Annotated in this window: 28 protein-coding genes; 14 read left to right on the forward strand and 14 right to left on the reverse strand. The window is 59.8% G+C overall.

Annotation, left to right across the window (positions count from 1 at the left end):
* Nucleotides 1-2: 2 nt before the first annotated feature.
* From Q8N04_14395 to Q8N04_14425, 7 genes are read left to right on the forward strand one after another with little or no spacing between them, the layout of a single operon-like run.
* Nucleotides 3-371: a hypothetical protein gene (locus tag Q8N04_14395; GenBank protein MDP3091867.1), complete on the forward strand. Its 369-nt coding sequence runs from the start codon at nucleotides 3-5 to the stop codon at nucleotides 369-371.
* Between the two features lie 22 nt (nucleotides 372-393).
* The gene (locus tag Q8N04_14400; protein ID MDP3091868.1) at nucleotides 394-1,194 is read left to right on the forward strand and encodes a class I SAM-dependent methyltransferase; all 801 of its coding nucleotides are present in this window, start codon (nucleotides 394-396) and stop codon (nucleotides 1,192-1,194) included.
* A gap of 10 nt (nucleotides 1,195-1,204) precedes the next feature.
* Nucleotides 1,205-1,735, forward strand: a complete 531-nt coding sequence (locus Q8N04_14405; protein ID MDP3091869.1) for an alpha/beta hydrolase — start codon at nucleotides 1,205-1,207, stop codon at nucleotides 1,733-1,735.
* A gap of 3 nt (nucleotides 1,736-1,738) precedes the next feature.
* Complete coding sequence (locus Q8N04_14410; GenBank protein MDP3091870.1) at nucleotides 1,739-2,212, forward strand: GNAT family N-acetyltransferase; 474 nt, start codon at nucleotides 1,739-1,741, stop codon at nucleotides 2,210-2,212.
* Nucleotides 2,209-2,640 carry a hypothetical protein gene (locus Q8N04_14415; protein ID MDP3091871.1) on the forward strand — a complete coding sequence of 144 codons (432 nt, stop codon included), beginning with the start codon at nucleotides 2,209-2,211 and terminating at the stop codon, nucleotides 2,638-2,640. Before Q8N04_14410 ends, Q8N04_14415 begins: the two co-directional genes overlap by 4 nt.
* A 28-nt stretch (nucleotides 2,641-2,668) precedes the next feature.
* The gene (locus Q8N04_14420) at nucleotides 2,669-3,256 is read left to right on the forward strand and encodes a DNA-3-methyladenine glycosylase I (protein ID MDP3091872.1); all 588 of its coding nucleotides are present in this window, start codon (nucleotides 2,669-2,671) and stop codon (nucleotides 3,254-3,256) included.
* Nucleotide 3,257: 1 nt separating this feature from the next.
* Nucleotides 3,258-3,671 carry a DUF5069 domain-containing protein gene (locus Q8N04_14425; GenBank protein MDP3091873.1) on the forward strand — a complete coding sequence of 138 codons (414 nt, stop codon included), beginning with the start codon at nucleotides 3,258-3,260 and terminating at the stop codon, nucleotides 3,669-3,671.
* A gap of 8 nt (nucleotides 3,672-3,679) precedes the next feature.
* Here Q8N04_14425 and Q8N04_14430 read toward each other — a convergent pair whose 3' ends face one another.
* The gene (locus Q8N04_14430) at nucleotides 3,680-4,792 is read right to left on the reverse strand and encodes a HEAT repeat domain-containing protein (GenBank protein ID MDP3091874.1); all 1,113 of its coding nucleotides are present in this window, start codon (nucleotides 4,790-4,792) and stop codon (nucleotides 3,680-3,682) included.
* Between the two features lie 862 nt (nucleotides 4,793-5,654).
* Between Q8N04_14430 and Q8N04_14435 the strand changes: the two genes are divergently transcribed.
* Complete coding sequence (locus Q8N04_14435; GenBank protein MDP3091875.1) at nucleotides 5,655-7,094, forward strand: sodium:solute symporter family protein; 1,440 nt, start codon at nucleotides 5,655-5,657, stop codon at nucleotides 7,092-7,094.
* Here the strand turns inward: Q8N04_14435 and Q8N04_14440 are convergent.
* From Q8N04_14440 to Q8N04_14450, 3 genes are all read right to left on the reverse strand, one after another.
* The gene (locus tag Q8N04_14440; protein MDP3091876.1) at nucleotides 7,091-8,926 is read right to left on the reverse strand and encodes an ABC-F family ATP-binding cassette domain-containing protein; all 1,836 of its coding nucleotides are present in this window, start codon (nucleotides 8,924-8,926) and stop codon (nucleotides 7,091-7,093) included. The genes Q8N04_14435 and Q8N04_14440 overlap by 4 nt on opposite strands.
* Nucleotides 8,927-9,075: 149 nt before the next feature.
* Nucleotides 9,076-9,438 carry a response regulator gene (locus tag Q8N04_14445; GenBank protein ID MDP3091877.1) on the reverse strand — a complete coding sequence of 121 codons (363 nt, stop codon included), beginning with the start codon at nucleotides 9,436-9,438 and terminating at the stop codon, nucleotides 9,076-9,078.
* 39 nt (nucleotides 9,439-9,477) lie between these two features.
* Nucleotides 9,478-9,735, reverse strand: coding sequence for a hypothetical protein (locus Q8N04_14450; protein ID MDP3091878.1), 258 nt, complete (start codon nucleotides 9,733-9,735; stop codon nucleotides 9,478-9,480).
* Between the two features lie 254 nt (nucleotides 9,736-9,989).
* On the opposite strand from Q8N04_14450, the gene Q8N04_14455 reads away from it, so the two are divergent.
* From Q8N04_14455 to Q8N04_14465, 3 genes are all read left to right on the forward strand, one after another.
* Nucleotides 9,990-12,281, forward strand: coding sequence for a PBP1A family penicillin-binding protein (locus Q8N04_14455; GenBank protein ID MDP3091879.1), 2,292 nt, complete (start codon nucleotides 9,990-9,992; stop codon nucleotides 12,279-12,281).
* Nucleotides 12,282-12,400: 119 nt separating this feature from the next.
* A complete protein-coding gene (locus Q8N04_14460) occupies nucleotides 12,401-12,844 on the forward strand; it encodes a polymer-forming cytoskeletal protein (protein MDP3091880.1) in 444 nt (147 codons plus the stop codon).
* A 231-nt stretch (nucleotides 12,845-13,075) separates the two neighbouring features.
* A complete protein-coding gene (locus Q8N04_14465; GenBank protein MDP3091881.1) occupies nucleotides 13,076-14,173 on the forward strand; it encodes an AI-2E family transporter in 1,098 nt (365 codons plus the stop codon).
* Between the two features lie 40 nt (nucleotides 14,174-14,213).
* On the opposite strand, the gene Q8N04_14470 is transcribed toward Q8N04_14465, so the two are convergent.
* The 4 genes from Q8N04_14470 to Q8N04_14485 form a co-directional block, all read right to left on the reverse strand.
* Nucleotides 14,214-14,807, reverse strand: coding sequence for a DUF3365 domain-containing protein (locus Q8N04_14470; protein ID MDP3091882.1), 594 nt, complete (start codon nucleotides 14,805-14,807; stop codon nucleotides 14,214-14,216).
* A complete protein-coding gene (locus tag Q8N04_14475; protein ID MDP3091883.1) occupies nucleotides 14,759-17,272 on the reverse strand; it encodes an ATP-binding protein in 2,514 nt (837 codons plus the stop codon). The genes Q8N04_14470 and Q8N04_14475 overlap by 49 nt, the downstream gene beginning before the upstream one ends.
* A 5-nt stretch (nucleotides 17,273-17,277) precedes the next feature.
* Nucleotides 17,278-18,324, reverse strand: a complete 1,047-nt coding sequence (locus Q8N04_14480; protein ID MDP3091884.1) for an ATP-binding protein — start codon at nucleotides 18,322-18,324, stop codon at nucleotides 17,278-17,280.
* Nucleotides 18,325-18,419: 95 nt separating this feature from the next.
* The gene (locus tag Q8N04_14485; GenBank protein MDP3091885.1) at nucleotides 18,420-18,854 is read right to left on the reverse strand and encodes a response regulator; all 435 of its coding nucleotides are present in this window, start codon (nucleotides 18,852-18,854) and stop codon (nucleotides 18,420-18,422) included.
* Between the two features lie 636 nt (nucleotides 18,855-19,490).
* On the opposite strand from Q8N04_14485, the gene Q8N04_14490 reads away from it, so the two are divergent.
* Together Q8N04_14490 and Q8N04_14495 are read left to right on the forward strand one after the other, a co-directional pair.
* Nucleotides 19,491-19,730, forward strand: a complete 240-nt coding sequence (locus Q8N04_14490; GenBank protein MDP3091886.1) for a BolA family protein — start codon at nucleotides 19,491-19,493, stop codon at nucleotides 19,728-19,730.
* 9 nt (nucleotides 19,731-19,739) lie between these two features.
* Entirely contained in the window at nucleotides 19,740-20,063 is a 324-nt protein-coding gene (locus Q8N04_14495) for a glutaredoxin domain-containing protein (GenBank protein MDP3091887.1), read from the forward strand.
* 106 nt (nucleotides 20,064-20,169) lie between these two features.
* Here the strand turns inward: Q8N04_14495 and Q8N04_14500 are convergent, their stop codons facing one another.
* The 3 genes from Q8N04_14500 to Q8N04_14510 are packed head-to-tail and all read right to left on the reverse strand — an operon-like array spanning nucleotide 20,170 to nucleotide 22,126.
* Entirely contained in the window at nucleotides 20,170-21,444 is a 1,275-nt protein-coding gene (locus tag Q8N04_14500) for a hypothetical protein (protein ID MDP3091888.1), read from the reverse strand.
* A 30-nt stretch (nucleotides 21,445-21,474) separates the two neighbouring features.
* Nucleotides 21,475-21,849 (reverse strand): hypothetical protein, encoded by a 375-nt coding sequence (locus tag Q8N04_14505; GenBank protein MDP3091889.1) that lies wholly within the window; start codon nucleotides 21,847-21,849, stop codon nucleotides 21,475-21,477.
* Between the two features lie 28 nt (nucleotides 21,850-21,877).
* Entirely contained in the window at nucleotides 21,878-22,126 is a 249-nt protein-coding gene (locus Q8N04_14510) for a hypothetical protein (GenBank protein MDP3091890.1), read from the reverse strand.
* Nucleotides 22,127-22,317: 191 nt separating this feature from the next.
* Here Q8N04_14510 and Q8N04_14515 point away from each other — a divergent pair, with 191 nt between their 5' ends.
* Entirely contained in the window at nucleotides 22,318-23,121 is an 804-nt protein-coding gene (locus Q8N04_14515) for a hypothetical protein (GenBank protein MDP3091891.1), read from the forward strand.
* A 24-nt stretch (nucleotides 23,122-23,145) separates the two neighbouring features.
* Here Q8N04_14515 and Q8N04_14520 read toward each other — a convergent pair whose 3' ends face one another.
* From Q8N04_14520 to Q8N04_14530, 3 genes are all read right to left on the reverse strand, one after another.
* Entirely contained in the window at nucleotides 23,146-23,550 is a 405-nt protein-coding gene (locus tag Q8N04_14520) for a hypothetical protein (GenBank protein MDP3091892.1), read from the reverse strand.
* 153 nt (nucleotides 23,551-23,703) lie between these two features.
* Entirely contained in the window at nucleotides 23,704-24,438 is a 735-nt protein-coding gene (locus Q8N04_14525; protein MDP3091893.1) for an SDR family oxidoreductase, read from the reverse strand.
* Between the two features lie 27 nt (nucleotides 24,439-24,465).
* Entirely contained in the window at nucleotides 24,466-25,230 is a 765-nt protein-coding gene (locus Q8N04_14530) for a TIGR04282 family arsenosugar biosynthesis glycosyltransferase (GenBank protein ID MDP3091894.1), read from the reverse strand.
* Nucleotides 25,231-25,233: the final 3 nt, after the last annotated feature.

Consider the following 25,233-nt stretch of genomic DNA (forward strand, 5'->3'; position numbering starts at 1 on the left):
CCATGGGGCCGACGTTTAGGCGGCGGGGTGGCCGTGTGTTTGCGGCGTTGCTCGCGCTGGCGTGGGAGGCGGGGCCCCTGCCTCTCTGGGCCAATCCGGCGCAGGATCGGCTTGCGGCGATGTCTGAGGTAGAGCGGAGCGAAGCCCTGGCGGTGTTCGTCGAAAGCGGCGGCCATAGCTGTCGCACTGTCGCGCGCACGTTCTTTCAAGGTGAGGACGCCAAGGGAAATGTCTTCTGGGATGTGGAATGCACCGGGGGCGAGTCCTACGTCGTGGTCATCAAGAACGACGTGCCGGGCTCGACCCGGGTGATGACTTGTCGCCGCTTGCGGGCGGTGGCGGGCGCGGACTGTTTCAAGAAGCTGGAGTAGTACATCGTACGGGTACCCGGATATGAGCCAACCTGACTACGTCTTTACGTCGGCTGAAGATCAACTGGAACTCACGCGGTTGCAGGCGATTGAACGGGAGTTCGATCCGGCCAGTTGCCGCCGCCTGTATGCGACCGGTCTTGCCACCGGGTGGCGTTGCCTGGAAGTGGGACCGGGCGCCGGCTCATTGATGCAGTGGATGGGTGAGAGAGTTGGGCCTTCGGGGCATGTCGTCGCGCTCGATCTCTCGACCAAATTTTTGACGGCGCAACGTCCGGCGCATATTGAGGTTCAGCAAGGGGATATTCGTACCGCCTCGTTGCCCCAGGGATCATTCGATCTCGTGCATGCGCGCTATGTGCTCATTCATCTGCCGGACTATGAGATCGCCCTGTCCCGGATGCTGGCCGCGCTGAAGCCGGGCGGATGGATTGTGCTGGAAGAGCCGGATTTCTCTGCCTCGCGGGGCATTGTCGGAACGGCTGCGCAACTCGCGGCGATGCGGCACATCAATCAGTCGATTCATCGCATGTACGAAAGCCGCGGGATGGATTACGCGCTGGGACTCACGCTGTTGCCTCTCTTGCAAGCACGGGGACTTTCCCAGCTGGCTATGGAGAACGATGCGCCGGTGTCTGCCGGCGGCTCGGGTTTGGCGAAGATGATGGCAATGTCCGCCCAACAGTTGCGGGAGAAGTATCTGGCGACGGGCGTCGTGAGCGAGGCGGATCTTCAGCACTACGGTGAATGTGCCGAAGATCCGCAGAGCCGGGCCGTCTACTATGCAACGGTTGCCGTCACCGGCCAGAAGCAGGCCGAGTGAGTGTGGGGTGATGGAGATTCCTGTATTAGTCTTGCCGGGGTTCGGCAATTCCGGCCCTGGGCATTGGCAGACCTTGTGGGAAGAGCGCCATCCGGCATGGCGGCGGGTCGATCTGGGCCAATGGGATGCGCCGGATTGCCGGGAGTGGGTGCGTACGCTCGATATGGCGGTGCAGCGCTGCGCGGCTCCTCCCATCTTGGTCGCCCATAGTCTGGCCTGTTTGCTTGTGGCTCATTGGGCCGGGCCGTCACGGGCGCCGGTCAAGGGCGCGTTCCTCGTTGCGATTCCCGAACCGGCCTGCCCCAGTTTCCCTGCTACAGCCAAAGGGTTTATGCCGGTGCCGATGCACCGTCTGCCCTTTCCCGCGCTGGTCGTGGCGAGTACGAATGATTCGTTCGGGTCCATCGGCCATGCCCGTGCTTGTGCGACTGCCTGGGGCAGCCGGTTTGTCGATGTCGGCGAGGTCGGACACATTAATGCCGACAGCGGGATCGGCGATTGGCCTGAAGGGTATGCCCTCTTTCAGGAGTTCGTGGGGTAGCGGATGCCGATTCAGATTACGCAGGCTCAGCCGGAAGATGCAGCTATCGTCGCCACGCTGGTAGGGGAGCTGCTCCACGAGATTATGGCGGCGGTCAGCGATAAGGTGTTCAACTTTCATCAGGCCGACACGGAAGCGCGAGCAAGGGTCTGGTTGCGAGACGGCTGTTATGCGGTACTGCTGGCCCGTGACGGCGACGTGCCGATCGGATTTCTCGCCCTGTATCAGAGTTACGCGCTCTACACGGAGGGTGCGTACGGGACGATTCCCGAATTCTATGTCCGGCCGACGTGTCGTTCACAGGGAGTAGGGGCCGCATTGCTGCAACAGGCCAGGCTGCTCGGGCAGGCACGCGGATGGCGGCGGCTGGAAGTCACGACTCCACCCTTGCCGGAGTTCGACCGGACGCTGGCGTTCTATCAGCGCGAGGGGTTCAGCATCTCCGGCGGACGGAAACTGAAACTGGAGTTGCAGTGAAGCCGGTGGTGCAACGTGAACGGACCGGTTGCGGTATCGCCAGTGTGGCGACCTTGGCGGGAGTGAGCTACGCGCAAGCCAAGCAAGCGGCAAACCGGTTGGGAATCGTTGCTGACGATCCACGGCTCTGGTCCGAGACGCAGCCGGTGCGCCATCTCATGAAGCACTTTCGCATTCGCGCGGCAAGCGGAGAGGTGCCGTTTGTTTCCTGGACATCGTTGCCAGCTGTTGCGCTGCTCGCGATCAAGTGGCATCGCGAACGGGGAACGGCCTATTGGCATTGGGTGGTATTTTGGCGGAGTCCTCAAGGTCCGGTGGTATTTGATTCCAAACAGGCGTTGCGTTGCCATGCCCGCACGGATTTCGGACGAATGAAACCGAAGTGGTCGATCAAGGTCGCAGGCGCGAATACCGGACGAAGCAAGTGACCGGACTCTGAGGAGAGGGAGCGTCGAGATGAACAACAAGATCCGCTGCAGCTGGGCCGGCGAGAAGCCGCACATGGTTCGTTATCACGATCAGGAGTGGGGGAGGCCGGTTCATCGCGATCGGAAGCATTTTGAGATGCTGCTGTTGGAAGGGGCGCAAGCGGGGCTGACGTGGGACACGATCCTGAAAAAGCGTGCCGGGTATCGTAAGGCCTTTGCGGGATTCGATCCGAAGAAGGTGGCCCGTTTCACGGTGCGCATGAAAGCGGCTCTGATGAAAAATCCCGACATTATCCGCAATCGCCTCAAGATTGAGTCGGCGGTCACCAACGCGCAGGCCTTTCTCGCGGTGCAGAAAGAATTCGGTTCGTTCGATGCCTATGTCTGGTCATTCGTTGGGGGTGAGCCGATCGTCAATCGGTGGAAACGGATGAAGGATGTGCCCGCCACGAATGCGGTGAGCGATACCTTGTCGAAAGACCTGAAGAAGCGCGGCTTCCGGTTTGTCGGGAGCACGATCATCTACGCCTATATGCAGGCGGTCGGGATGGTGAACGATCATCTGGTTGCCTGTTTCGCAATATCAAAAAAGCCAACAGTTCCTAGGTCTACATAAGATGCCACTCCCTCGTCCTCAAGACCAACTGGCCGGCTGTGTCTGGTTGCCGCGGTTCGCCGAGAAAGCCAGACGGTTTCTCGGTCAGCAGCTTCCATTGACCTATCGAGTCGCCTTCGGCAGCCGGCTTGGCATCGACGGCGCGTTTCTCCGTCACTTCGGCCTGACGGTCCCCCAGTTTCTCGTGGCGGTTCGCCGGTCAGGGGATAACGAGGCGTTGTCGAAATGGTTTCTCTCGCTTCCTGAGGCCCGTCCGGAGCGCATTGCCGAGTGGAATCGCCGCGCGACACTGTTGGGGGCCAAGGGGCATCCCGGCTATCTCATTCGACATGTTGTGAAGTGGTTCTTCTATCCGAAGTCGGTTCTCTCTCCCGTCAACAGCCTCTTCGAAGCGATCGAGCAGGACGAACGCTAACCTCAGCGCTACTCTTCCGTATGCACGCCGTCGAATCCGTCGAGGGCAATCCCGAGGGTGGCCAGCAGCTCCTTTGTCTCCGGACTGCTGTCTGAGCGTGCTTGCTTCAGCACAGAACGGTGGAGTGTGCGGAGCGGGGCCAGCACGCGACGATCGGTAGTCTTGCCCAAGGCGCGTACCAGGATGATCTGAGTCTGGAGCGGTTCGTTCGGGAGAGCGGCAATGAAGGTCGGCACAATTCCGCTGTTGGGATGCAACGGTGCGAGGCGGCCAAGACCGGCGGCGGCGGCGCGATGTTGGTCCGGCGTGCCGGTGTTGAAGAGTGCGAGCAGTGCAGGGATTCCATCTTCATGGCCGATGGTTCCCAGCGCGGTTGCGGCCGTTTGAACCACAGTCTGATCGGAGTCTTTCAGTGCTGCGGTCAGTCGGGGAATGGCGTCCACGGCGATCATCTGACCCAGGAGTCCGATCACGGTCTGCTTTTGCGTGACCGTCGCGCCGGACTCATCCAAGGCCTTGATCAGCCGGACGGACTGTCCCCAATCAGCCGCGAGCAAATAGGGAAACGGATCGGTCTGTAATTGCTGGGTGAGCGCCGCGATTGCGTACGCTCCTGCATCGGTTTGCCCCGCTTGGCGTGCCGCGTCTTGCGGATTATTGAACGGTGTCCGGACTTCGTGCCGCCAGTCGCCCGAGCGGGTGCCGAAGCGATAGGTGAGCTGGCAAGCGGGTCCTTTCCAGAGTCGTACGGCGGCGTCGACCATGTCGGCGTCGCCACCGGAGCGGCCTGTCCCTTCCCAGGTTTTGAGTTCCTCGCACTTGACCTTGACGGTCACTTCATGAGGCTGACTGCCATCGGTGACGATGCGGTATCCCAATCGTTCGAACCGCGTTGCAACCGCCTTCGTGATGCCGCCGGCATCAAGGGGACCATGGCTGCTCAGGGCTAAGGTCTCCAGATGGATCTGTTCGGCCCGATGCAGGAGGTCCTTTTCTTCAGCCGTCAGCAACTCCTTGCGTGCCTGAGTTATGTCCGGAACGCTTACGGCAATGGTCGATCCAAAGAAGAGGAGAGTAAGCGCTATTCGAAGGCGTCTGACGGCGAAGAGATGAAGGCTCATGATGATCCGTGCGCTCCTTGTGGTGCGAATGGAAGGATGGAGTGAATGAATGTGGCGGGATTGTCTCATAGGCTGAGTGAGCGGGGGAAGTCTTTCGTCACGTCCGACAGGAGACGGGGAGTCTATGGCCGTTCTCAGTTGAGGCGATCGTACGACTGTAGGGGAATGGCTACAGCGGCATTATCTCTACAGTCTGAATGGGATACGTAGTTGTCCCCAGTGTCTACTGTCCTTCTTTCCCTTCGAGTTTGGTAGGGATCAATGAGGAGGATCTTTTCGAGGAACAAGAAAATCAAGGAAGTGCTGCAGAATGTTTGGATAACGCCTCGTCGGTACGGCCCTTGCTCTCCTCACCATGAATGTGTCCCATCAGGCATAAGGAGAGAAGATCGGATTATGCAAAATCGTGCCCCTTCAAGAAAACTGGTCAATGAGCAGGGAGGCCTGGCACCGGTGATCAATCGTCGGGAGGAACCCAGGATTGAGGATTGTCACTCCTGCTCATATGAAATCGTCGCACCAGGTGAATCTGGTGCGGCAGGAGTTCAACAGGGCCAGGTGTTTACGCTAAACCGCAGCGCGCACGGGATGTTGCTGCTGATGGGACAAGCTCTGCGGCCAAATCAGCGGATTGAGGTCCATAGTGCAAAACTGGGCTGGTGGCGCTCCACAATGGTATATGACGTGCGGTGGACGCGACCGATGCAAATCGGGCCTCAAGGCGATCTATTTTTAGTGGGGTGCCGGTTGACCTCGGGCTTGCCCTTGTAGCGAAGAGTTTCACATCTTCCTCGGAGAGATTCTCCCGACCACGCCGCAAATAACGATTGATTGCCGCCGGCGATGATTTTATCCTGCGCGCATGTTGGTCGGATTTGTCGCGCTCTATCTGCTGTGTTCCGTCGGGATCGGTCTCTACGCGGCCACGCGTGTGCAGAATACGAAGGATTTTGCGGTAGCCGGTCGGAGCCTGCCGCTGCCGGTGGTGACCGCGACGGTCTTCGCCACCTGGTTCGGCGCCGAGGCCGTGCTCGGCATTTCCGCGACCTTTGTGAAGGAAGGCCTTCGGGGTGTTGTGGCCGATCCCTTTGGATCCAGCCTCTGTCTCATTCTCGCCGGATTGTTTTTTGCGCCGCGATTTTACCGGATGAATCTCCTGACCGTCGGAGACTTCTACCGTCTTCGCTATAACCGCACGGTCGAAGTCTTGTGCACGCTGGCGGTCGTGGCGTCTTATCTTGGTTGGGTGGCGGCGCAGTTCAAGGTGCTGGGCCTGGTGTTGAATGTGGTCACGGCAGGGGGGATCAGCCAGTCTCTGGGCATGATCGCCGGGGCCTTGATCGTCCTGACCTACACGACCTTCGGCGGCATGTTCTCAGTCGCCATTCTGGACTTTGTGCAAATCACCGTCATCATGGGCGGCCTGCTGTATATCGGTTCGATCGTCAGCGGACTGGCGGGAGGAGTCGGGACGGTTGTTGCGCATGCGGCCGCCGCCGGGAAGCTGGATTTCTTTCCGCCAGCCAGCCTCAATGCCTGGATTCCGTTTCTTGGTGCGTGGGTGACGATGATGTTCGGGTCGATCCCGCAGCAGGATGTGTTTCAGCGGATCACGTCGGCGAAGGATGAAGCAACGGCGGTGCGCGGGTCTCTTCTGGGCGGGACGTTGTACTTCGCGTTCTGCTTTATCCCGATGTTTCTGGCCTATGCCGCCACGCTTGTCGATCCGGCGCGCTTTCTGGCCTTGCTGGAAACCGACTCACAGCTGGTTTTGCCGACGCTGATTCTGGAACATACGCCGATCGCGGCGCAGATCGTGTTCTTTGGAGCCGTCTTGTCGGCGGTGATGAGCTGTTCCAGCGCGACGCTGCTGGCGCCGTCCGTGGCGCTCAGTGAAAACGTCTTCAAGCCGATGGTGGCCCGTCTGAACGATGCGGAGTTGTTGCGGATGATGCGGACGGTGTTGATCGCCTTTGCCGCGGCAGTGTTGGCCATTGCGCTCTGGTCGGACGCCAGCATCTATAAACTGGTGGTGAGCACGTACAAGGTCACGCTCGTGGTCGCGTTCATCCCGTTGCTGGCCGGACTCTATTGGTCGAAGGCCACAACGCAGGGCGCGATTGTCGCCATTGCGGGCGGGCTTGTGAGCTGGTTGGGGTTCGAAGGGTTCAGTTCAGCCGATGCCGTGTGGCCGCCGCAGTTGGTCGGGCTGCTAGCGGCCGCAATCGGAATGGCCGTAGGATCGCTGGCGCCTCAAGTGCTGCCGGTTACGACAGAGCAACAAGCGGCAGGACCGTCCTAAGACGGCTGCATTGCCTGCGTGCGCTTCTCTTCCAGTTCCGTCCAGCGGGCATAGAGGCGCTCGACGCTGGTCTGGGCTTCAGCCAACGCGGTGTACCGGGCTTGCAACATCGTGGCATCGGATGTGACAGCAGGATCTTCCGTGGCGGCTTGGCAAGCGGTCACGGCGGCTTCCGCTTTGACGATCAAGCCTTCGATCTTGTCCCATTCTTTTTGTTCCGCATGCGAGAGCCCTTTGCGGGTCTGTTTCGGCTTGGGGCCGTTGTTGCTCGCGGCGCGAGTGGGCACGGGGCCTGGAGAGCCGGAGGTCCCTCGCTCCTGGGCCGCTTCCCATTGGGCAAAGTCGGCGAACCATTCGGCGTTGCCTGTTCCATCCAGCGCCAGCATCATGGTGGAGACGCGATCGAGCAACCACCGGTCATGGGTCACGAGGATCAGCGCGCCAGGAAACTCCAGAAGATTTTCTTCCAACACATCGAGCGTCGGGATATCCAGATCATTCGTCGGTTCGTCCAGCATGAGCACATCGGCCGGCTGCAACATGAGCCGCGCTATCAAGAGCCGGGCCTGTTCGCCGCCGGAGAGCCGTGACACGGGCAGATCGAGCTGTTCGGGCCGAAAGAGAAATCGCTTGGCCCAGGAGACGAGATGGATCGAACGATCCTGATAGATGACGGAATCGCCGCCGGCGGGCGCGAGGGATCGGCGGAGGGATACTTGCTGGTCCAGGGACTCGCGATGCTGCTCGAAGGTGACGATCCGGAGCTTGTCGGCGCGGGTGACCGTGCCGGTATCGGGCTTCAACGTGCCCGCCAGCAGTTTCATCAGCGTGGATTTCCCGCTGCCGTTCGGGCCGAGCAAGCCGAGCCGTTGACCGGGCCCAAGGATGAGTTCGAGATCCTTGACGATCTGCCGGGATCCCAGTTTCTTGCCTAACTGCTGGGCGACGATCAATTGTTTGGATTTGCGCCCGGAGGCGGTGAAGTCGATTCCGGCCGGGGCCAGTTCACGGCGGCCGTCGCGGTCCGCTAGGTCGCTAATCAGGGCTCCGGCTGCGTCGATACGGGCTTTGGCTTTGGTCGTGCGCGCCTTCGGCCCTCGGCGAAGCCATTCGACTTCGCGCCGTACTTTATTGGCGAGGGTGGCATGTTCATTCGCCTGGGCGGCGAGATTGGCCTCGCGCGCTTCCAGAAAATCGCTGTAGTGTCCGGTGGCTTCGAAGACGCCCTGCGGATAAATTCGATTGAGTTCGATCATCCGTTCCGCAACCGATTCAAGGAAGCGACGGTCGTGGCTGATCACCAGGTAGGCGCGGGTTTCGGATTTCAACAGGCGTTCGAGCCAGAGAATGCCCTCGACGTCCAGATGGTTCGTCGGTTCGTCCATCATCAGCACGTCCGGCTCCATCAAGAGGGAGCGGGCAATCGCCAGGCGTTTCTTCCATCCGCCGGAGAGGGTTCGCACGTGCTGGTCGGAGTCAGGGAATTCTCCCAGGCTCAAGGCGCGGGCGATGCGGCCGCTCTCTTCGTGCGGGTCCAGTCCTTCCTCGCGCAGGGTTTGCGCTAAGACTTCTTCCACGGTGAGGTCGGGAGGAAAGGTGGATTCCTGCGGGACATAACTCAGGCGGACGTGGCGGCGCAGCGAGCGGGTGCCGTCGTCAGGGTCCTCGATGCCGGCGAGAATCTTCAGCAGGGTAGACTTCCCGGACCCGTTCGGGCCGATGAGCCCGACCCGATCCCCCTCGGCCAGGCCGATGGACAGGTCGGAAAAGAGGGGCTTCACGCCATAGCTCTTGCTGATGGACTCACAACTCAGGAGCATAATAGGTGGCATAGATCGTCGATCTGTATCCGGATTTGGTAAAGATGTCAGGTGTCGTCGTCTGGAGAGGATTCTACCTGGCAGACAAGCTCATCAATCTCCAGTCTATCAAGGGACGGGTGTCTCTTACTAGGTGTAGAGCGAAGCGGGCAAAGATAAAGTTAGTGAGCCAGCGTGTAGTCCACCAGGCGGCGAATTTGATCGGCCCCAAAGGGCTTCTCCAGAATATGGCGGGCTCCGAAGAGCTTGGCGACGCTGAGGAAGTTTTGCTCCCCCGACGCGCCGGTCATGGCGATGACGCGGGCGTCGAGAAATTCCCTGGTGAGTTCCAGAATCACTTCCATCCCGTCCTGCTCCGGCATCAAAATATCGGTAATGACCAGATCGGCCGGCTGTGCCCGATAGAGGGCCAGCCCTTCACGTCCGTTGGCGGCTGCACGGACCGCGTGGCCGTCAGCCTCCAGCATCTCCCGCAGCAGGAGCCGCAATGCCTCATCGTCGTCGATGACTAGAATGGATGCCACGGCCGCTCCTCAAGTTTCTAGCTGGTGCCCCGTCTGAGATCAGGCCGCTTGGGCCACGATCGATTCGATTCCCAGATGCACCTCGTCGTCGTGATAATCGGCCTCGTCTCCGACTGCGACCAGCACCGGGGTTGGTCGCGAGGCTTGTATGCTACGACGATTCTGTTCCATGACTGGGTCATGGACATGCCCGCAGTTCATACAGCGCAGGGCACTCATCCACATATGACCGGACGTGCCGTCAAAATCCATCAAATTATCTTTCACCATCAGTCCGCAGCAACGTGAACAGCTCATGGTCGGTCTCCTCGGTTGGGGGTGAAGCACGTCTGTCTTGATTAAGAGGATACCGGGATTGCTGGAAAGCGTAAGACCAGGAAGGGTTACCTCGGAAGGGGGGGGGGCGCTACGGCGACAGATTCTACGATTGGCCGCTGGAGCGGGGATAGGTCGGTCTAGAACGCGCCCAGGGGGCATGAAGTCTATGCCGTGAGACCGTGATCGCTTCTCCAATGGGCCTCGGGTATGCTGGGTGTGGAAAGGGATGGGGCATGCCGAGAGTCGGTCGCGTACTGAAATGGCTGATGGGTGGAATGGTGGCTTTGGTCTGTGCGGCGGGTATCGCCGTGGCGGGCTACGGAGCCCTGTTGGCTGCATCCATTGCCCTCCCCAAGAGCGATGAACATCCACCCCTCTTGATCTTTGGTGCGCCGCATCTGCTGAAGCCGGGAGAGCCGGTGGTCGAGACCGGGGTGTTCGACCGGTTGCATCGGCTGGGTTATCGCGCTGTCTCGGATGTGCAGGGGCCCGGCGACTATCTGGCGTCGCAGGATGTCATCGATCTGTACCTGCATGCGCAGGAGGAGAGCCATCAGCCCCCCCGGCGTGTGCATGTGGAACTGAAAGACGGCGTGATCACGAATGTGATGTCCATGCAGGAGCGGGAGTCGCTTCCGTTTGTGGCTTTGGAACCGCCCTTGCTGAGCGGCATGCGTGGCGGGTCGCGGCAGGTGCGGGAGTGGGTGCCCTACAATCAGATTCCTTCTTTGGTCATCAAGACGGTTTTGGCGGTGGAAGACCGGCGGTTCTTTTCCCACTATGGTGTCGATCCCGTTGCCATTGGCCGGGCGCTGTGGGCGAATGTGACGCGCGGCGGTGTGGTGCAGGGCGGGAGCACGATTACCCAGCAGCTCGCCAAGAATTTGTTTTATTCGCCGCAACGGACCCTGGGACGAAAGTTGCGCGAAGTGGTGGCGGCGTTTGTGATGGAATGGAAGTACCGCAAGGAAGAGATCCTCGAAAGTTATCTCAATGAGATCTATCTCGGGCAAGCCGGCTCGGTGTCGATTTACGGGATCGGGGAAGCGGCGCATCGATATTTCGGGAAACCCCTGGATGCCCTCTCGATCGAGGAAGTGGCGCTGATCGGGGGGATGATCAAGGGGCCGAACACCTACTCTCCGACAAAAAATCTGGAGCATGCGACCCATCGCCGGAATGTGGTGCTCCGCCGGTTGCGCGATGAGGGGGTGCTGACCGAAGACGCGTGGAAGGAGGCGGTGAATCGGCCGGTCCAGGTGTCATTGCCAGAGGATGTCGTGGCGGACGCCCCGTATTTTGTCGACTATCTGCTGCGGCAGGTGGAGGCGGGAACCGGGATGGGCATTCCCGAAGGCGCCCGGATCTATTCGACGCTCGATCCGTACATGCAGCAACTCGCGACTGATGCTCTGCACAAAGGGCTGGCCAAGCTGGAGCAGCAGTACCCGGCGTTGCGCGAGGGCGAGACGCCGCTGCAGGGCGCTCTCGTGGTGCTCGAAGCGCGAACCGGCCATCTCCGCGCGATGGTCGGGGGGCGCGAGTATCGTACAAGTCAATTCAATCGGGCGGCGCAGGCGCACCGGCAGGCAGGGTCCTTGTTCAAACCCTTTGTGTATCTTGCGGCGTTTGAGGCGGCTCGCGCTGAGGGGAGTACAGGGATCACCCCGGCGACGATGTTGGCCGATGAGCCGGTGAGTTTCGAGTCCGGGACCGGACCCTGGTCGCCGCAGAACTACGACCGCCAGTTTCATGGACAGGTCACGGTGCGGGCGGCGCTCGAACAGTCGCTGAATGTGCCGGCGGTGCGCACGGCGCATCGATTGGGGATCGGATCGATCAACCGGCTGTTGCGGGGATTCGGCATTCAGGGAGCGTTGCCCGACAATCTCTCGGTCGCGCTCGGGAGCGCCTCGGTCTCGCTTCTCGAAATCACGGCGGCGTATGGCGGCCTGGCGAATGCGGGTGTGGTGGTGAAGCCCGTCGCCCTCACCAATCTGGTCCGTGACTCCGGAGAGACAGTCTGGAGCCCGATGGTGGACCGGCATCAGGCGGTGTCGGCGCAGGGGGCGTACCTGGCGACGTCACTGTTGAAAGGCGTGCTGGATCGGGGAACCGGATCGAAAGCGAGAGCCTGGGGATTGCGGGGTCCGGTTGCCGGGAAGACCGGCACCACGGACGGGTATCGCGATGCGTGGTTTGTCGGCTATACGCCAGACTTGGTGATCGGCGTTTGGGTTGGATTTGACGACGAACGGGCGATTCGCCTGACCGGCTCACAGGCCGCCTTGCCGATCTGGGTGGACGTGGCGCGCCGGCTCATTCCTGCCGACTCTCTCGATTTTCCCATCCCGAGCGGGATCATTTCACGAGCGATCGACCCGCGCACGGGCCAGTTGGCGACGGCGCAGTGTCCTGAGCGGGTGACGGAGGTGTTTCTGGAAGGGACGGAACCGAGCGTGTATTGCGAGATTCATGGCGGAGGACTGTGGGAGCGAGTGAAGCACCGGCTCGGATTATCCTAGCGGCTCGCAAAGGGCCTGTCGCTGCTCGACTCTCCTGCGCCACGTTTTGACAAACTGCTAGGCGCCTCTCCCCCCCTGGGGTATCCTGAGTGGCGAGTGTTCGCCAATAGGGAGCAACTATGAAAAAGAGCGGGTATATGGATGACGGGAATATCACGTTGTTGGCCAAAGGGGTGGAGCTCAAGGGCGAGATTCGTGTTGATGGCACGGTGCGTATTGATGGCCGTCTGGAAGGGGATATCTACACCAAGGGCCAAGTCATTGTCGGGGAAGATGGCGTGGTGAAGGGAACGATTACGGCCGGTATATTGATCAGCAGCGGGCGCATCAAGGCGACGATTACCGCGAGCGATCGGGTGCAATTGCTCAAGACCGGTATCATCATGGGTGAAGTGCATGCGCCGATCTTCTCGATGGAAGAAGGCGCGAAGTTTCAGGGTGTCAGTGACATGGGCGTCACGACCTGGCCGGAGGATGTCCCGCGGTTGCCGGGTGCTGTTCGGGACATGAATGGCAATCGCAATCGCCCGGTCGCGGTTCTGGGGAAAAAGCCGGATCTCTGACAGGCTGCTGAAAACGTCCGCCAGCGGCGTTCTCACATCGCTCAGAGGTTCAACGTACGGGAGTACGTCTCGCCTCTTCACTCGTTGCGGCCTTGCTGGACGGCCGTTTTGAGCAGCCTGTCAGTATTGCACTCTCTAGTCTCAAATGCTGTGGGTCTTCACCGCTCCCGTGACAACGCTTCATAAATCTGCTATCAACGTGACAGCGAAGCATCTCTCTCCCGGCCACGTATGACTCGTCCACAACTTTTTACGGTCGTTTTCTTCGCTCTCCTGGCGCTGTTGCTCTATCAGATCGGACTGATCTTACAGCCCTTCCTCTTCCCGGTCCTGTGGGCGGCGTTGCTGGCCCATTGGGTGTTTCCATTGCATCGCCGATTGACGGCGCTGATGAACGGGCGCGATACATTGTCTGCCGGTTGTTTGACCGTCGGCGTGCTGACGGTGGTGGTGGTTCCGGTGGTCTTGATGAGCGTGGTCTTGGTGCGGGAAGCGGTGGCGGTGGAGCAGATTATCCATGAGTGGATTGTCGCCGGGGGCGTTCAGCAGTTACCCGAGCGGCTGGCGGCGGTACCGGTGATCGGCAGCTGGCTGCGTTCGTTGGTGTCGGGCGGCAATGGGCAACTGGTGCCGATGGAGGACTCCGTGGTGTCGGGAGCCAAATGGCTGAGCCAGTTTTTGGTGAGTCAGATGGGGGATCTCCTGAAGAATGCCGTGGTCCTCGTCAGCAACTTTTTCATCATGCTGATGGTGCTCTTTTTCCTGTTCAAAGACGGCGAACGCTGGATGGACTCGCTGTACGAGCTCGTCCCCATGGACGAGTCGCATAAACAGAAAATTCTCACGCGGCTCGATCAAACGGTCCGGGCGGTCGTGAAGGGCATGCTGGTCACCGCGCTGGTGCAGGGCGTGCTGGCCGGGTTGGCGTATCTCGTGTTGAGTGTGCCGTTCCCGATGGTGCTGACGGCGCTGACGATCGTGCTGGCGCCGATTCCTTTCGGCGGCACGGCCTTGGTCTGGGGGCCGGTGGTGGTGTATTTCTTCGCCATCGGTGCCATGGGAAAAGCGCTGGGCATGTTGGCCTGGGGCGTCGGCGTGGTCTCGATGGTCGATCAGTTTCTCCGGCCGTGGCTCATTGGGCAGGATGTCCAGATTCCGGTGCTGCTGCTGGTGCTCTCCGTGCTCGGCGGTCTCGGACTATACGGATTGCTGGGATTGTTTGTCGGTCCGATCATCATTAGCCTCTTCATGACGGCGATCCAGATTTATCGAGAAGAGTATTTCGTTCCCGATGCCGCTGTGGCACAGAGCGCTCCTCCATCCTCCTGACGTCCGCACCCTCGCGTCGGTTCATCTCCCGCTCCGGCAGTTAGTCCAACGGAATCGTGATGGCGATGGCTCCCATGACGTCGTTCGCTTTGAAGTCCCGCTTGGGGCTCAGCGGGTGGTTGTTGTGGCATGACACGCAGGCCGCGGAGACCGCGCGGTCCGGATAGATGGCTTGAAAGAATGGTTTCTTTCCGCTCGACACAATGCCGGTGACGGGGCGATCCGGTTGTGCGGTCAACGCGACAAGGGCATTCCGTTCGAAATCCGTCGCCGGGGCGTTCCGTTGATAAATCGGGGAAAGGCCGATGAGGCGATAACGGATGCCCCGTCCGCTTTCGGCAACCATCTTTCCGGAGTGTTGCAGGAACTGGGCGGGGAGCGGCAGGGCGTTGTCTTGTTCCCAATGTTCGGTGGCCTTGACGATGTGCTTTTCCTGCATCCGGGTCACTACGAGCGTGGTGTAAATAGTTCGGTCGGCCTGGATGATGGCATGCACATAGTCTGCGACCTTTTCCGGCGAGATGCCCGGCAGGATCGGCGGTTCTTTCGCCAGCGGCGGAATGGGCGCGAGCAAGAGCCCCGCGACTAGGAGCGTGACGGCTGTGGTTCCGAGCGTGGTGACGAAGCGATGCATGTGCCCTCCTCAGGTGGCTGATTGCGGATCCTCGGCAGTGTGATGAGACAGGTCGTGCCCTCTCCCACGCGGCTCTCGATCCGCAACTCTCCGCCGAATTTCCTGATGATGCGCCGGGCGACGGTCAGGCCCAATCCCGAACCTTCCCCTTGTCCTTTGGTCGTAAAGAACGGGTCGAAGATTCTTGCGAGGTATTGCGGGGCAATCCCAGGGCCGCTGTCCGTGATCCTGGCTGTGACTAGTTGATCTGTCTGCGTGGTGACGATGGTCAAGGCGCCGACCCCTTTCATCGCCTGAACGGCATTTATCAAGAGATTCATTATGGCTTGCTGGAGTTGGTCGGGGATGGCCATGACCATGGTCTCTCCGGCGAAGGTCTTTTGGATGGCTATCTGAGTCAGATCGGCGGCGGTCTGCATGGCGGCGAGCGCGTGCTCGATCGTGGATTCCACGCACACCGGAATGCGCTGGGCTGAGGTGTCCCGAGCGGTGATGCCGGTGAAGTCCCGGATGATGGCGGCCATCCGGCGCCCTTGGGCGACGATATCGCGGGCGTGCGATTGGGCGCGGGTGAGATCGGTTTCATCCTGAATGGCTTCTCCCAGGCCCAGGATCCCGAACAATGGATTATTCAATTCATGTCCGATGCCGGCGGTCAGCACGCCGAGGCTGCCGGATTTCTCGGCTTGAATGAGTTGGTCCTGCATGCGGCTGTCATCGGTGATGTCGCGGAGCACAAGCCCGCTGTGCGGTTCTTCTCCCGGGCGGCTGGGCAGGCGAAACCACAGATAATGATACGTCCGTGAGCCAATCCGGAGCTCCGCCCGGTCACGACCCCCCTCGTTGCCGTCGGCTTGAGCCAGGGGATCCCGTGGGGCTTTGTTTAGAACCGGTGCGGCTGCGTCCGGTGCCCCGGCTGCGTCCCCGGAAAATTCTTGGCGGAGTTTGGTTTGGCTGGCGGCGTCGAGCGGAAGTACGGTGAACAGTGACAGCGGCGGCGTTGCGTCGGGCGCGAGGTGGAAGGTCTCACGAGCGGCCTGATTCACGTAGTTGACGGATTCACCAGCATCGACCAGGACGATGGGCGTCGGGACCGCATCCAGGATCTGATCGGTGGACTGCCGGAGGTAATCCACTTCTTGCGTTTTCAAGGTCACTTGGTCGGTCAAGCCGGCAAATGCGGCTTCCAGTTGAGTATTCATGCGGGTGAATTCGTCGGCCAGATCCTCCAGTTCGTCGCCGGTGCGAATGTCGATGGCGGTTTGGAGTTCTCCTCGTCCGATCGCTTGGGCGGCCTGTTGCAGCGCGCGGACCGGCGTGACGATGCGGCTGGCGGCGACGTAGCCCAGCACCGCGAGGAGCACGACGGCGATGCCGCCAAAGACCGTCATCCAGGTAAAGAGATGTTGGATCGGCGCAAACAGTTCATCGGACGATTGCCAGACAAAGGTATGCCAGGAGCCGCCGCTCAGCGATCCGTTCGTCGCGCGGCTGGTCTCCGGCAGGGGCGCGAAGCCGATGATCGACGTCGTCTTGCCTCCGTGTCCGTCGCTCGCTGCCTGGGTCCAGCCGGGCTGGAGCGGAGTGATGAGGGGAATCAGGCTCTGGTCGGATAGTGAGACGCCGGTTGGGAGGATCGGGCAGCTCATCACGATGCCCCGGCTATCGATCAGCATCACATGCCCGGTTTTCCCGAACCGGATGGGGTGGGTGGAAGGGGAGAAAAACTCTTTGGCATCGATCACGCGATGCAGCACGCCGATAACTTCGTAGTGGAGGCTGTCCATGACAGGGATGGAAATGGTGAACGCATACGTATCGGCCTGGGCATGGAAGTGGACGTCCTCGATAAATAGTTTCCCCGCTCCGTTATTGAAGGCGCCCTTCCACCAGAGAGAGTCGCCATGGCGGTAGTCCGGTTTGGCCTTCATGGAGGCGACGAGGGTGCCATGACTATCGGTCAGGAACAGCATCTTCGTGGCCGAGCGCATGACTTGCGGCAGGAGGTGATCAGGTTGGCTGTGGGCGCCGGAGTAATACTCACGCAAGAGCCCGGCCGTCAGATTCTCAGTGACGGCCTTGACCATGGCGGGGTCGCGTGCTGCCCAATGTGCGGTCTGTTCGGCGTCGGAGAGGTTTCCCAATCCTGGGGGCAATGCCGAGGCGCCGTCCCGGCGTCGTTCCAGCTCCTGAATGATTGCGGGATCGTTCGCGATGCGGGAGGTGCGGGCCACTTCTTCAGCGGTGACGAGGTCGAGTTTGCGGGCGGCCTCGGTTGCGAGCGCCTTGAAGCTTTCGCCGTTGACGTCGCGGATTTCTTGCGACCCCTGCCAGAAGGCCATGCCCAGTCCGATGACGAGCGGGACGATACCGACGAAGAGCATCGAGAGGATCAGTTTGGCTTTCAGTCCCCATCGGGTCTCGCGTGGTGCGTGTGGCGGGCGTGCCGGCCTTGGTGTCGTCATGGGGGTCACGTCTGTGCTGTTCGTGGCAAGGTGATAGTAAAGGTGCTGCCGATGCCGACGTCGCTGGTCACGGCAATGGTGCCGTGCATCTGGTGAATCACATGCTTGATATTATACAGGCCCAGGCCGGTACCTTTCCCGGGAGGTTTGGTGGTGAAAAATGGTTCGAAGATCTCGTTGAAGAGCTCCGGGGGAATGCCGCAGCCTGTATCGGCGACCTGAATCGCCACGTGATCCTGCTCAATCGTCGTTCGAAGTGTTAACGTGCCGCCGCGCTCCATGGCCTGAATGGCGTTGGTGATGAGGTTGACGAAGACATGGAGCAGTTCGTCGGGATGTCCAGTGGCTGCCGCTTCGGGGGTATACTGCTTGACGATATCGATATCATGGAACCCGACAGCATAGCGGGCGATCCTCAGCGCCTCATCGAGTTTGTTGTTGAGAGGGATCAGGCTATGGTTGTGAGAGGCGGAGCGTCGGCCGTAGGCCGTGAGGTCGCGGCAGATGGCTGTGGTACGCTTGACGGCCGCGATAATGTCCGCCGCCTGTGTGTGGATGATTTCGAGATCCGTTTCTTCGGCAAGGTTTTCCGCGAGCCCCAGAATCAATTGCAACGGGTTGTTGATATCGTGGGCGATGCCGGCGGCAAAGGAGCCGATGCCGGCCAGCTTTTCCGCATGCAGCAATTCCGCTTGCAAGGCCGATTCATGTTGAACGAGTTCCCAGAGAATGCGGGAGGCGGATCCACTCAGCACATCTGCATCAGGCCGGGCGTGACTGCGGAGCGTTGCTCCTAAGGCGGGGTCGCCGGTCACATCGAGAATCAGTTGCACGCCGTGGTTCTGGATGAGCTCGGTGATGTGGGGTACCACCGGCACGCGCAGTTCACGGGCCCGCTGCAGGCCGGGTGCTCCGGGGTTGCAATCGGTGATGCCGATGATCTCGATGGCCGGAATTTGGTGGAGCAGATCGAGGAGCGCGGTGCCGCCCCGGCCTGCTCCCAGAATGGCGACTTTGGTGGGCGTCACGTCTGTGGGGTGGGTGGTCGTCATAGGGTTGAGGGCATCTTTGTCTCGTGAGGCCGGGGAGGACCGTACACCGGCCCTCCCCTCCGGATCCTGCGTAGATACCTGCGGCGCTGACGAGTTCATAAGGGCGCCAGTTCACGCTGCTCCATCGCACGGGCGACGGAGGCTTTCAGCTTTTCTCCTTCAACGGGTTTCACCAGATAGTCGACCACGCCTTGCCTGAGTAACGACGTAGCCATGTCGGTGTCGGGGAATCCGGTCAGGACGATCAGGGGCACGCGGGGGTAATTTTGCCGGAAGTACGCAATCGCTTCGATCCCGTTGACCTTCGGCATACGGATATCGCACACCATTACGTCGAGCAGCAGCCGGTTTTCTCCGCTATTGATGGTCTCAATGGCTTTCTCGCCGTTCTCGGCCTCCAGCACGTCATAGCCCGCTTTCTGCAACGTCATCTTTACGACTTTGCGGATGTCCGGCTCGTCGTCCACGACTAGGACTCGTCCGTTGCAGGCATCTCCTCCGACAAAGAACCCTGATTTGAATTCAGACATGGAAGCCTCCTTGATGGTGGGTGATGGAATGGGTTGGGGCCGTCTGGTTCATGGTCGTTCTCCTGCTGTGGTCAGTGAGCAATCCCGATGCCGCGCATGAAGCGATGAAAACCCTCTGCAAATGAATGAATTGCGAGCGCTCAACCTATTGCCATGACTTTTGCTGGTGGATATCCACCACCACCGTTGGTTCATAGGCACCAGGTGTAACGGTATTATTGTGGGGGCATTCATCGCCATGGGGCACCACATGCGCCGAAGGAAGGCGATCGCGGCGATGAGAGTGACCGTGGTCCAAAGGAACATCATGAGATACATGTACCCTCCTGCGAATGTCATCGGCCTCGATCAGCTCTACCGCAAGGACTGTACCGGTGAAGATTGTTGCTGCTTGTGGCGGGAAAACAGTCACGATCTCGGATGTTTCGCGGAGATCGAAGGTATCTGGTGAGTTGCAGGACTTCCGATTGGGAGACAGCCAAACCAATCCACCCTGGATGCGATTTGATTCGCTGAGGTGGTCATTGGTATGTGCAGGGATCTGTGTCGTTCCGTGTGTGGATGAGCGCCCGGCTAAGCGAATTGCGTTTCCTGTCGGGCCTCGGGTATCCTCACCTGAACAGACGGAGGCCGTGCATGATTACACCGGAAGTGTTGACCGAGTTCGTTCGGAAGAGTATGCCGGATGCGGCGGTGACGGTCACCGATCGCACTGGGACGATGGACCATTTGAAGGTGATAGTAGTGTCGGAGGCGTTTCGGGAGAAGAATCTTCTGGATCGGCACCGGCTCATCTATCAGGCGCTGGATGTGCCGTTGAAGGATGGGCGTATTCACGCGCTGGAGTTGACGGCTCGCACTAAAGACGAAGCATAGGAGGATACGATGGCCGAACCGATAGAAGATGAGATCCAGAAGGAAGTGAAAGCGCATAAGATTCTGATCTACGGCAAGGGGACGAAGACCATGCCGATGTGCGGATTCACACGGGAGACGATGCAGTTTTTTGAGAAGTATGGATACCCGTATGAACTGATCGATGTGCTCTCCCAGCCGACCAAGCGGGAAGCCCTCACGAAGATGACCAATTGGCCGACGCTGCCCAAAGTGTTCATCGACGGGACGTTCTACGGGGACACCGACATTCTCGATCCGATGGAAAAGAAAGGCGAGATGGAGCCGCTGCTGAAGAAGGCGTTCGGGAGGTAGGTGCATTGCCTTAGCGGGAGTCGGGACCACACCAAGCCGGCGGGCGCTCGCATGAGTACCCGCCGGCTTGGTGTGAGAGGATGTCTCTCGTACGCCGCGGTGTCGGCTACCTCCAGGCTTTCATTTCCTCCCTCAAGAGCACCACGCGGCCGAACATGCGGGTCGCATGTTTTTCCAGATACGACGCGCTCAACAGGACGAGGATTCCGGCTGCCGCGAGAAACGCCCATGGACTCTGGGCATACAGCTGCATGGCGAACTTCAAGTGGTAGCCCATGCTGAAGATCAAGCCGACGATCCCGGCAGAGAACACTACCCGTTCCTGGTACCGGAATCCCGCCACCACCATGAAGGTGGCGAGCGCGACGCACAGGAACGACGAGAGCAACGTCGCTTCTGTGCCGAGCTGGGAGAGTAACGCAATCAACGTCAACAGTGATGCGACTTTCCTGTACGAGTTCCCCCCGCCGAACGACCGTAGCGAGAGTCCGGTCAGTATGACGCTCAAGGGCAACAGGGTGACCAGTGGCCCGGCTACGGTCATATTTAACGCGGTGGGGAAGTACTGAAACGCGATCACGCACCAGCCCAACACGATCGGGACTGTGCTGAATGCCTGAACGCGTGTTCGTTCCGTGTCTTCCTTCATCAATCGTGGCAGCATCTCGAAGAGCAGTGCTCCGACGAGCATGCTTGTCACTCCGAGAAACACATCGTCTTGCGGATAAAATGCAGTCCGCGCCGCCACAATGCCGGTTGGCAGGAGCAGCAGCAAGCGGCTGATGATGCCTTCACTGGTGCCGCCTACTGTCGTGCCGGCGATAAAGCGCGAATCGATCCACAGTGCCAACGTGGCGACGGCAATCAACACCATCGTCACCGGCAACCCGTGACGGACCGGGATGAGGAGACTGCTACAGGCCAGCAGATAGGCTCCGGTGAGCAGGCGGGCTTGCGGCCGGTTCAAGGCCGAGAAGCCTAGGAACGCCACGGGGCCGAGGAGGAGGAGCGTGGCGGCCCCGTTCAGGGCAATCTGACTCCACCCGGCCGCTTCATAGAGGAGCGCGCCAGGCAGGGACCCGTTGTCGGCGGATACCATCGAGTGGATCATCGCGCCGAGCTGCGAGCATTGGGCGGCAATGCCGGCAACGGCCAGTCCTAGGAGCGTTCTGGCGCCCTTGTCCTCCTTGACGCGCGCGCCCAGGAGGAGGCCGAGTCCAGCCAGGCTCAACAGATATCCGAGAAATAGGAAGTACCGGAATTGCGAACCGAAGTCTTGCCAGCCCTCCAGCATGAAGCTCGCGCTGGCTCCCAGGAGCAAGAGCGAGCCGATCCAGCGCAGTAACTGCCCGAGTTTCTGAATGTCCATCCAGCGTTCCATGATCGTCCTCCTTCCTGTGGCGATGTCCGGTTACTGTTTCTGTTCGGTCATTAATCCCAGCAAGGTGGCGCGGAGCTCTTCATGGTCCTCTTGCTGCCGGTAGGCGAGTTCGAAGTCGTCGGTGAGCAGGGCCGGTCCTGCGACGTAGCCTTCCGCTTCCGATACCCGCGTTTCCCAGCGGTTGAAGATGCCGGTGATCTCGTCCAGCGCGCTGGTCCCATCCGATTGAATGGCCTTCATCGCTTCGGCGCGGAACTGTCTCGTGGCGAGTGTGTGTTTCTTCCGCTGGAGTTCATCCAGCTTGGACTGGATTCCGCGGAGGTCGTCGACGAGTCTGGCGCGAAGCTCCCGTGCTTTGGTGAGCTGGGATTCGGTCGAGCCTGCTTCTTCCTTGGCTCGCGTCATCCGACGGACGCACTCGAGGGCGCGGCTTTCATCCTGGGTGCCGGCCTGGAGGGCCCGGTCTTTCCATTGCGCCGCAATCTTTGCGGAGTTCCGTCAATCTGGCCGCCAGTTTGTCCTCATCCTGCTGAAGGCGGGCGAGCCGCGCAGTGGCCTGGGCCGATGCAGCTTTCACCTCATGCATCGCTTCCGTGACCAGGGCTTCGTGATTCTCGATCTGGTCAAGGAACAAGTTGAAGTTGGACTGGATCGTGGCGTTGATGCGTTTGAAGATGCGCATGTGAACCTCCTGGTGAATGAGTGATCGTCTACGCTGAGTCTAGCGCTGGGAGACGTGTCCAGGGGGTACGATTGCATGACAGTGTCATTCATGCGCCCAGAATGTGGGCCAATCGGCAATATCAATCTTGTTATTCGCAAGCTTAGGAAGATGGTAATGTAGTGACACTGTCATTATCTGGAGTGAAAACGATGAAGCAGGCCAAGAAGACACATCTGGGACGGCATCGTGCGCTCTTTGATGCCGCCGCCATCGGGGCCCACGCCAGGTTTTCAGCTCAGGGATTTCGCCAGAAGGATCTGCGGTTTCTCATTGAGTTGTTTTCCAACTGGTTGGAGTCGGCGATGGAGGGCTCGAGCCTTGCCGTCGAGAATACGCAGATCGCGCGGTATCTCGCGGGTTCGGTCAAGGAGGGGTTTGCGAAGCAACTGGGAGGACAAGCCCAGCCACGCTATCGGCTGACCAGAGTCGGGCTTGTTGAAAATCTGACGCGCCTCGTCCATCGACGGCATTGGTGGCCGGCCGAAGAGTTTTTCTTTATCTACTACTTCCTGGAGAGTTATCGGGCCAGAATCGAGGCGCTCATCGAAAAAGAGGGTAGTCTCTTTCCTGGCACCATGAAACTAGAGATCGGACATTTGCTCGATCTCAAGAGTTTCGTCGCGTGCCAGGAGGAGTTGCTTGATCGGGAGATTGCCAAACTGGATCTTCGTATCGGGGACTCTCGGAAGACGAGCGACTTGGCGATGCAGCTCAAAAGAAAGGGTGCGGCGCCCGATGCGATTCTGAAAGAAATCCAAGAGAAGGTGCCGTATCAGCTGAATAATCAAAAGCCGATGGTGGAGCTATTTCGGGAGACGCCCGATGAAAATTGGATCTGGGAGATGGAAGTCGGATCACAGAAACGCGCGGCAAGAATATTTGTGCCAATGAAGGAGCTGTTGCTCCATGTTCGGGGGCAGGTTGTGGCGCTCAAAGGAAAGGCGCAGGGTTGACGCCCACACTGCGAGAACTTGGAACTACCCCTTTGCTTCCGGTGGCGGCCAGTTCATTTCAGTGTGGCGGCCGCAGAAAAAGCAGGCGAGGCGGTAACGGGCCTTGCGTCGTGGATTGGGCATGGAGATAAACGTGATGGGAGTATCGTCGAAGGGGCAGGTGGGTTGGTCGTGGAGGAGATGGACTTCGGCCATCATTGTAATCGAGGCCACGTCCCACGCCGGCTGATGTTCTTCCTTGCCCGTAATCTTTTCGACCAAGTGGCAGCGCTCGCACGTGGCTTCATAGGTCTTGATACGAGCGTTGTGCGGAGTGAGGTCGACGATATCCATAGCTCCGCCACAACCTGGCTTGGAGCAGGTCAGATGCTCATGCTGGAGTGCTTGGACGAATCGATGATGGGATTCGCGTTCTTGATCAGTCTTCATTTATTCTCCCTTCCCTCCCTTCCCTCAAGCGAGGTGATCGGGGTAGTTTCATCTTGCGCGCATTGACCGAACGCCGTCTCTAATTTGAAAGTATGATCTGATCTTGGGCGTGCGGGCAGCGAGCACGGAAACTACCCCGGTCACCTCAGCCCCTCATATCCCCCATGCCCCGCTGATCTGGATGTTCGCCCCGTTTACGTAGCGCGCTTCTTCACTCAGTAAGTATCGCACGGCTGCGACGGTGTCGTCGATGGTGCCGATATAGCCGGCAGGAATGCGCTTCGTCATGCCGGCCAATTCTTCCGGTGGCGCGCTGCCGGAATCGATGAATCCGGGCGAGATAGCATTCACGGTGATACCGTGCGACGCGAGCAGCTTGGCCAGCGTTCGGGTGAGGATGAGCACGCCGGCCTTGGCGATGTAATGTGCGGTGACGTCAGGCTGCGAGATCATCTGATCGGCGTTGGCCATGCTGAAGTTGATGATGTGGCCGGATTTGCGGGCTTTCATCCCTGGCGAAACCGCTTTGGCCAGATAGAAGATGGGATGGAGATTGCCATCGAACATCTCGTTCCACCCCTCGACCGTTTCTTCGAACAGATTCACGCGATGGTAGGGACCTGCGCCGTTAATGAGAACATCAATTTGGCCCCACTTCTGTTCGACCTGAGCCACGAGATTCTTCGCTGCAACCGGGTCTGACACGTCGCAGCGGATGGCCAGCGCCTGTCCGCCGCGCTCCGTAATGGCCAGTGCGGTCTTTTGCGCATCGGCTTCGCTCGTGCGGTAGCAGATGGCGATCTTCCAATGCTGTGCAGCCAGGTCGAGCGCGATCCCACGCCCGATGCCCTTGGCTCCGCCGGTGATGAGTGCCACGCGTGTATTCATGGTCGATGTCCGTGGTGAGTGCGGTGGTTATGTCTTCGTCCGCAGGCCCTTGGCGAGATGCTGCAGCGCGCCGGCCGTGCGTGCTGAAAAGGCCTGTTCATTTTTCGGTTTCTTTGCGTCTGCAGCACTGGCTTCTATCAATGCCTGAAGATCGTCGACGGTGTCGACATCGCGCCACGAAGGCAGGAGCGCCACCTTCAAGCCGAGACCGGCGGCTTTCCCCTGCGTCGCAGCGAGCACACCATCTGTCGACCAGGCAATGTCGACGAAGAGTTCAGGCCTAGGTTGCTTGAGGCCGATCAAATAATATCCGCCATCCAGTGCCGGTCCTAAGACGACGTCGTGGGCATCCAGCAGAGCCAGGGCCTGCTTATAATGATCGAGCGGCAGCGAGGGGACGTCGGTGCCGACGATGAAGACGCGTTGATAGCTCTTCCCGAAGAGGGTTGCAAACGCCTGCTGCATGCGCGCGCCCAGATCGTGGCCGACTTGATCGATCAGCTTTACGCTGTGCCGTTCTTCCATGATTTGAAAGAAGACCAGTGTGGATGAGGGCGCGCAAGCCAGATAACGATCGACGGGTAACTTCAATTTTGTCGTGGCGACTTTGGTGCGTTCGAGCATGTCGATGACAAAGCTGCCGTGCAGGGTGGCGGCTTCGTCAGCGGTCAACGGAGGACAGAGGCGCGTTTTGACCTGGCCCGGTACGGGTGCTTTCGCGAAGATGACCAGGGCGGCCGGTTGTGGCTTGGATGTCGGAGGCTGCGACGACTTGGGCGTTGGTTTGCTCATAGC

The organism is Nitrospira sp. (assembly GCA_030692565.1).
GTDB lineage: Bacteria > Nitrospirota > Nitrospiria > Nitrospirales > Nitrospiraceae > Nitrospira_D.

Coding starts and splice junctions, on each gene's coding strand:
- Q8N04_14395 (MDP3091867.1), top strand. CDS start 3: ATGGGGCCGACGTTTAGGCGGCGGGGTGGCCGTGTGTTTGCGGCGTTG.
- Q8N04_14400 (MDP3091868.1), top strand. CDS start 394: ATGAGCCAACCTGACTACGTCTTTACGTCGGCTGAAGATCAACTGGAA.
- Q8N04_14405 (MDP3091869.1), top strand. CDS start 1,205: ATGGAGATTCCTGTATTAGTCTTGCCGGGGTTCGGCAATTCCGGCCCT.
- Q8N04_14410 (MDP3091870.1), top strand. CDS start 1,739: ATGCCGATTCAGATTACGCAGGCTCAGCCGGAAGATGCAGCTATCGTC.
- Q8N04_14420 (MDP3091872.1), top strand. CDS start 2,669: ATGAACAACAAGATCCGCTGCAGCTGGGCCGGCGAGAAGCCGCACATG.
- Q8N04_14425 (MDP3091873.1), top strand. CDS start 3,258: ATGCCACTCCCTCGTCCTCAAGACCAACTGGCCGGCTGTGTCTGGTTG.
- Q8N04_14430 (MDP3091874.1), bottom strand. CDS start 4,792: ATGAGCCTTCATCTCTTCGCCGTCAGACGCCTTCGAATAGCGCTTACT.
- Q8N04_14435 (MDP3091875.1), top strand. CDS start 5,655: ATGTTGGTCGGATTTGTCGCGCTCTATCTGCTGTGTTCCGTCGGGATC.
- Q8N04_14440 (MDP3091876.1), bottom strand. CDS start 8,926: ATGCCACCTATTATGCTCCTGAGTTGTGAGTCCATCAGCAAGAGCTAT.
- Q8N04_14450 (MDP3091878.1), bottom strand. CDS start 9,735: ATGAGCTGTTCACGTTGCTGCGGACTGATGGTGAAAGATAATTTGATG.
- Q8N04_14455 (MDP3091879.1), top strand. CDS start 9,990: ATGCCGAGAGTCGGTCGCGTACTGAAATGGCTGATGGGTGGAATGGTG.
- Q8N04_14460 (MDP3091880.1), top strand. CDS start 12,401: ATGAAAAAGAGCGGGTATATGGATGACGGGAATATCACGTTGTTGGCC.
- Q8N04_14465 (MDP3091881.1), top strand. CDS start 13,076: ATGACTCGTCCACAACTTTTTACGGTCGTTTTCTTCGCTCTCCTGGCG.
- Q8N04_14470 (MDP3091882.1), bottom strand. CDS start 14,807: ATGCATCGCTTCGTCACCACGCTCGGAACCACAGCCGTCACGCTCCTA.
- Q8N04_14475 (MDP3091883.1), bottom strand. CDS start 17,272: ATGACGACACCAAGGCCGGCACGCCCGCCACACGCACCACGCGAGACC.
- Q8N04_14480 (MDP3091884.1), bottom strand. CDS start 18,324: ATGACGACCACCCACCCCACAGACGTGACGCCCACCAAAGTCGCCATT.
- Q8N04_14485 (MDP3091885.1), bottom strand. CDS start 18,854: ATGTCTGAATTCAAATCAGGGTTCTTTGTCGGAGGAGATGCCTGCAAC.
- Q8N04_14490 (MDP3091886.1), top strand. CDS start 19,491: ATGATTACACCGGAAGTGTTGACCGAGTTCGTTCGGAAGAGTATGCCG.
- Q8N04_14495 (MDP3091887.1), top strand. CDS start 19,740: ATGGCCGAACCGATAGAAGATGAGATCCAGAAGGAAGTGAAAGCGCAT.
- Q8N04_14500 (MDP3091888.1), bottom strand. CDS start 21,444: ATGGAACGCTGGATGGACATTCAGAAACTCGGGCAGTTACTGCGCTGG.
- Q8N04_14505 (MDP3091889.1), bottom strand. CDS start 21,849: ATGACGCGAGCCAAGGAAGAAGCAGGCTCGACCGAATCCCAGCTCACC.
- Q8N04_14510 (MDP3091890.1), bottom strand. CDS start 22,126: ATGCGCATCTTCAAACGCATCAACGCCACGATCCAGTCCAACTTCAAC.
- Q8N04_14515 (MDP3091891.1), top strand. CDS start 22,318: ATGAAGCAGGCCAAGAAGACACATCTGGGACGGCATCGTGCGCTCTTT.
- Q8N04_14520 (MDP3091892.1), bottom strand. CDS start 23,550: ATGAAGACTGATCAAGAACGCGAATCCCATCATCGATTCGTCCAAGCA.
- Q8N04_14525 (MDP3091893.1), bottom strand. CDS start 24,438: ATGAATACACGCGTGGCACTCATCACCGGCGGAGCCAAGGGCATCGGG.
- Q8N04_14530 (MDP3091894.1), bottom strand. CDS start 25,230: ATGAGCAAACCAACGCCCAAGTCGTCGCAGCCTCCGACATCCAAGCCA.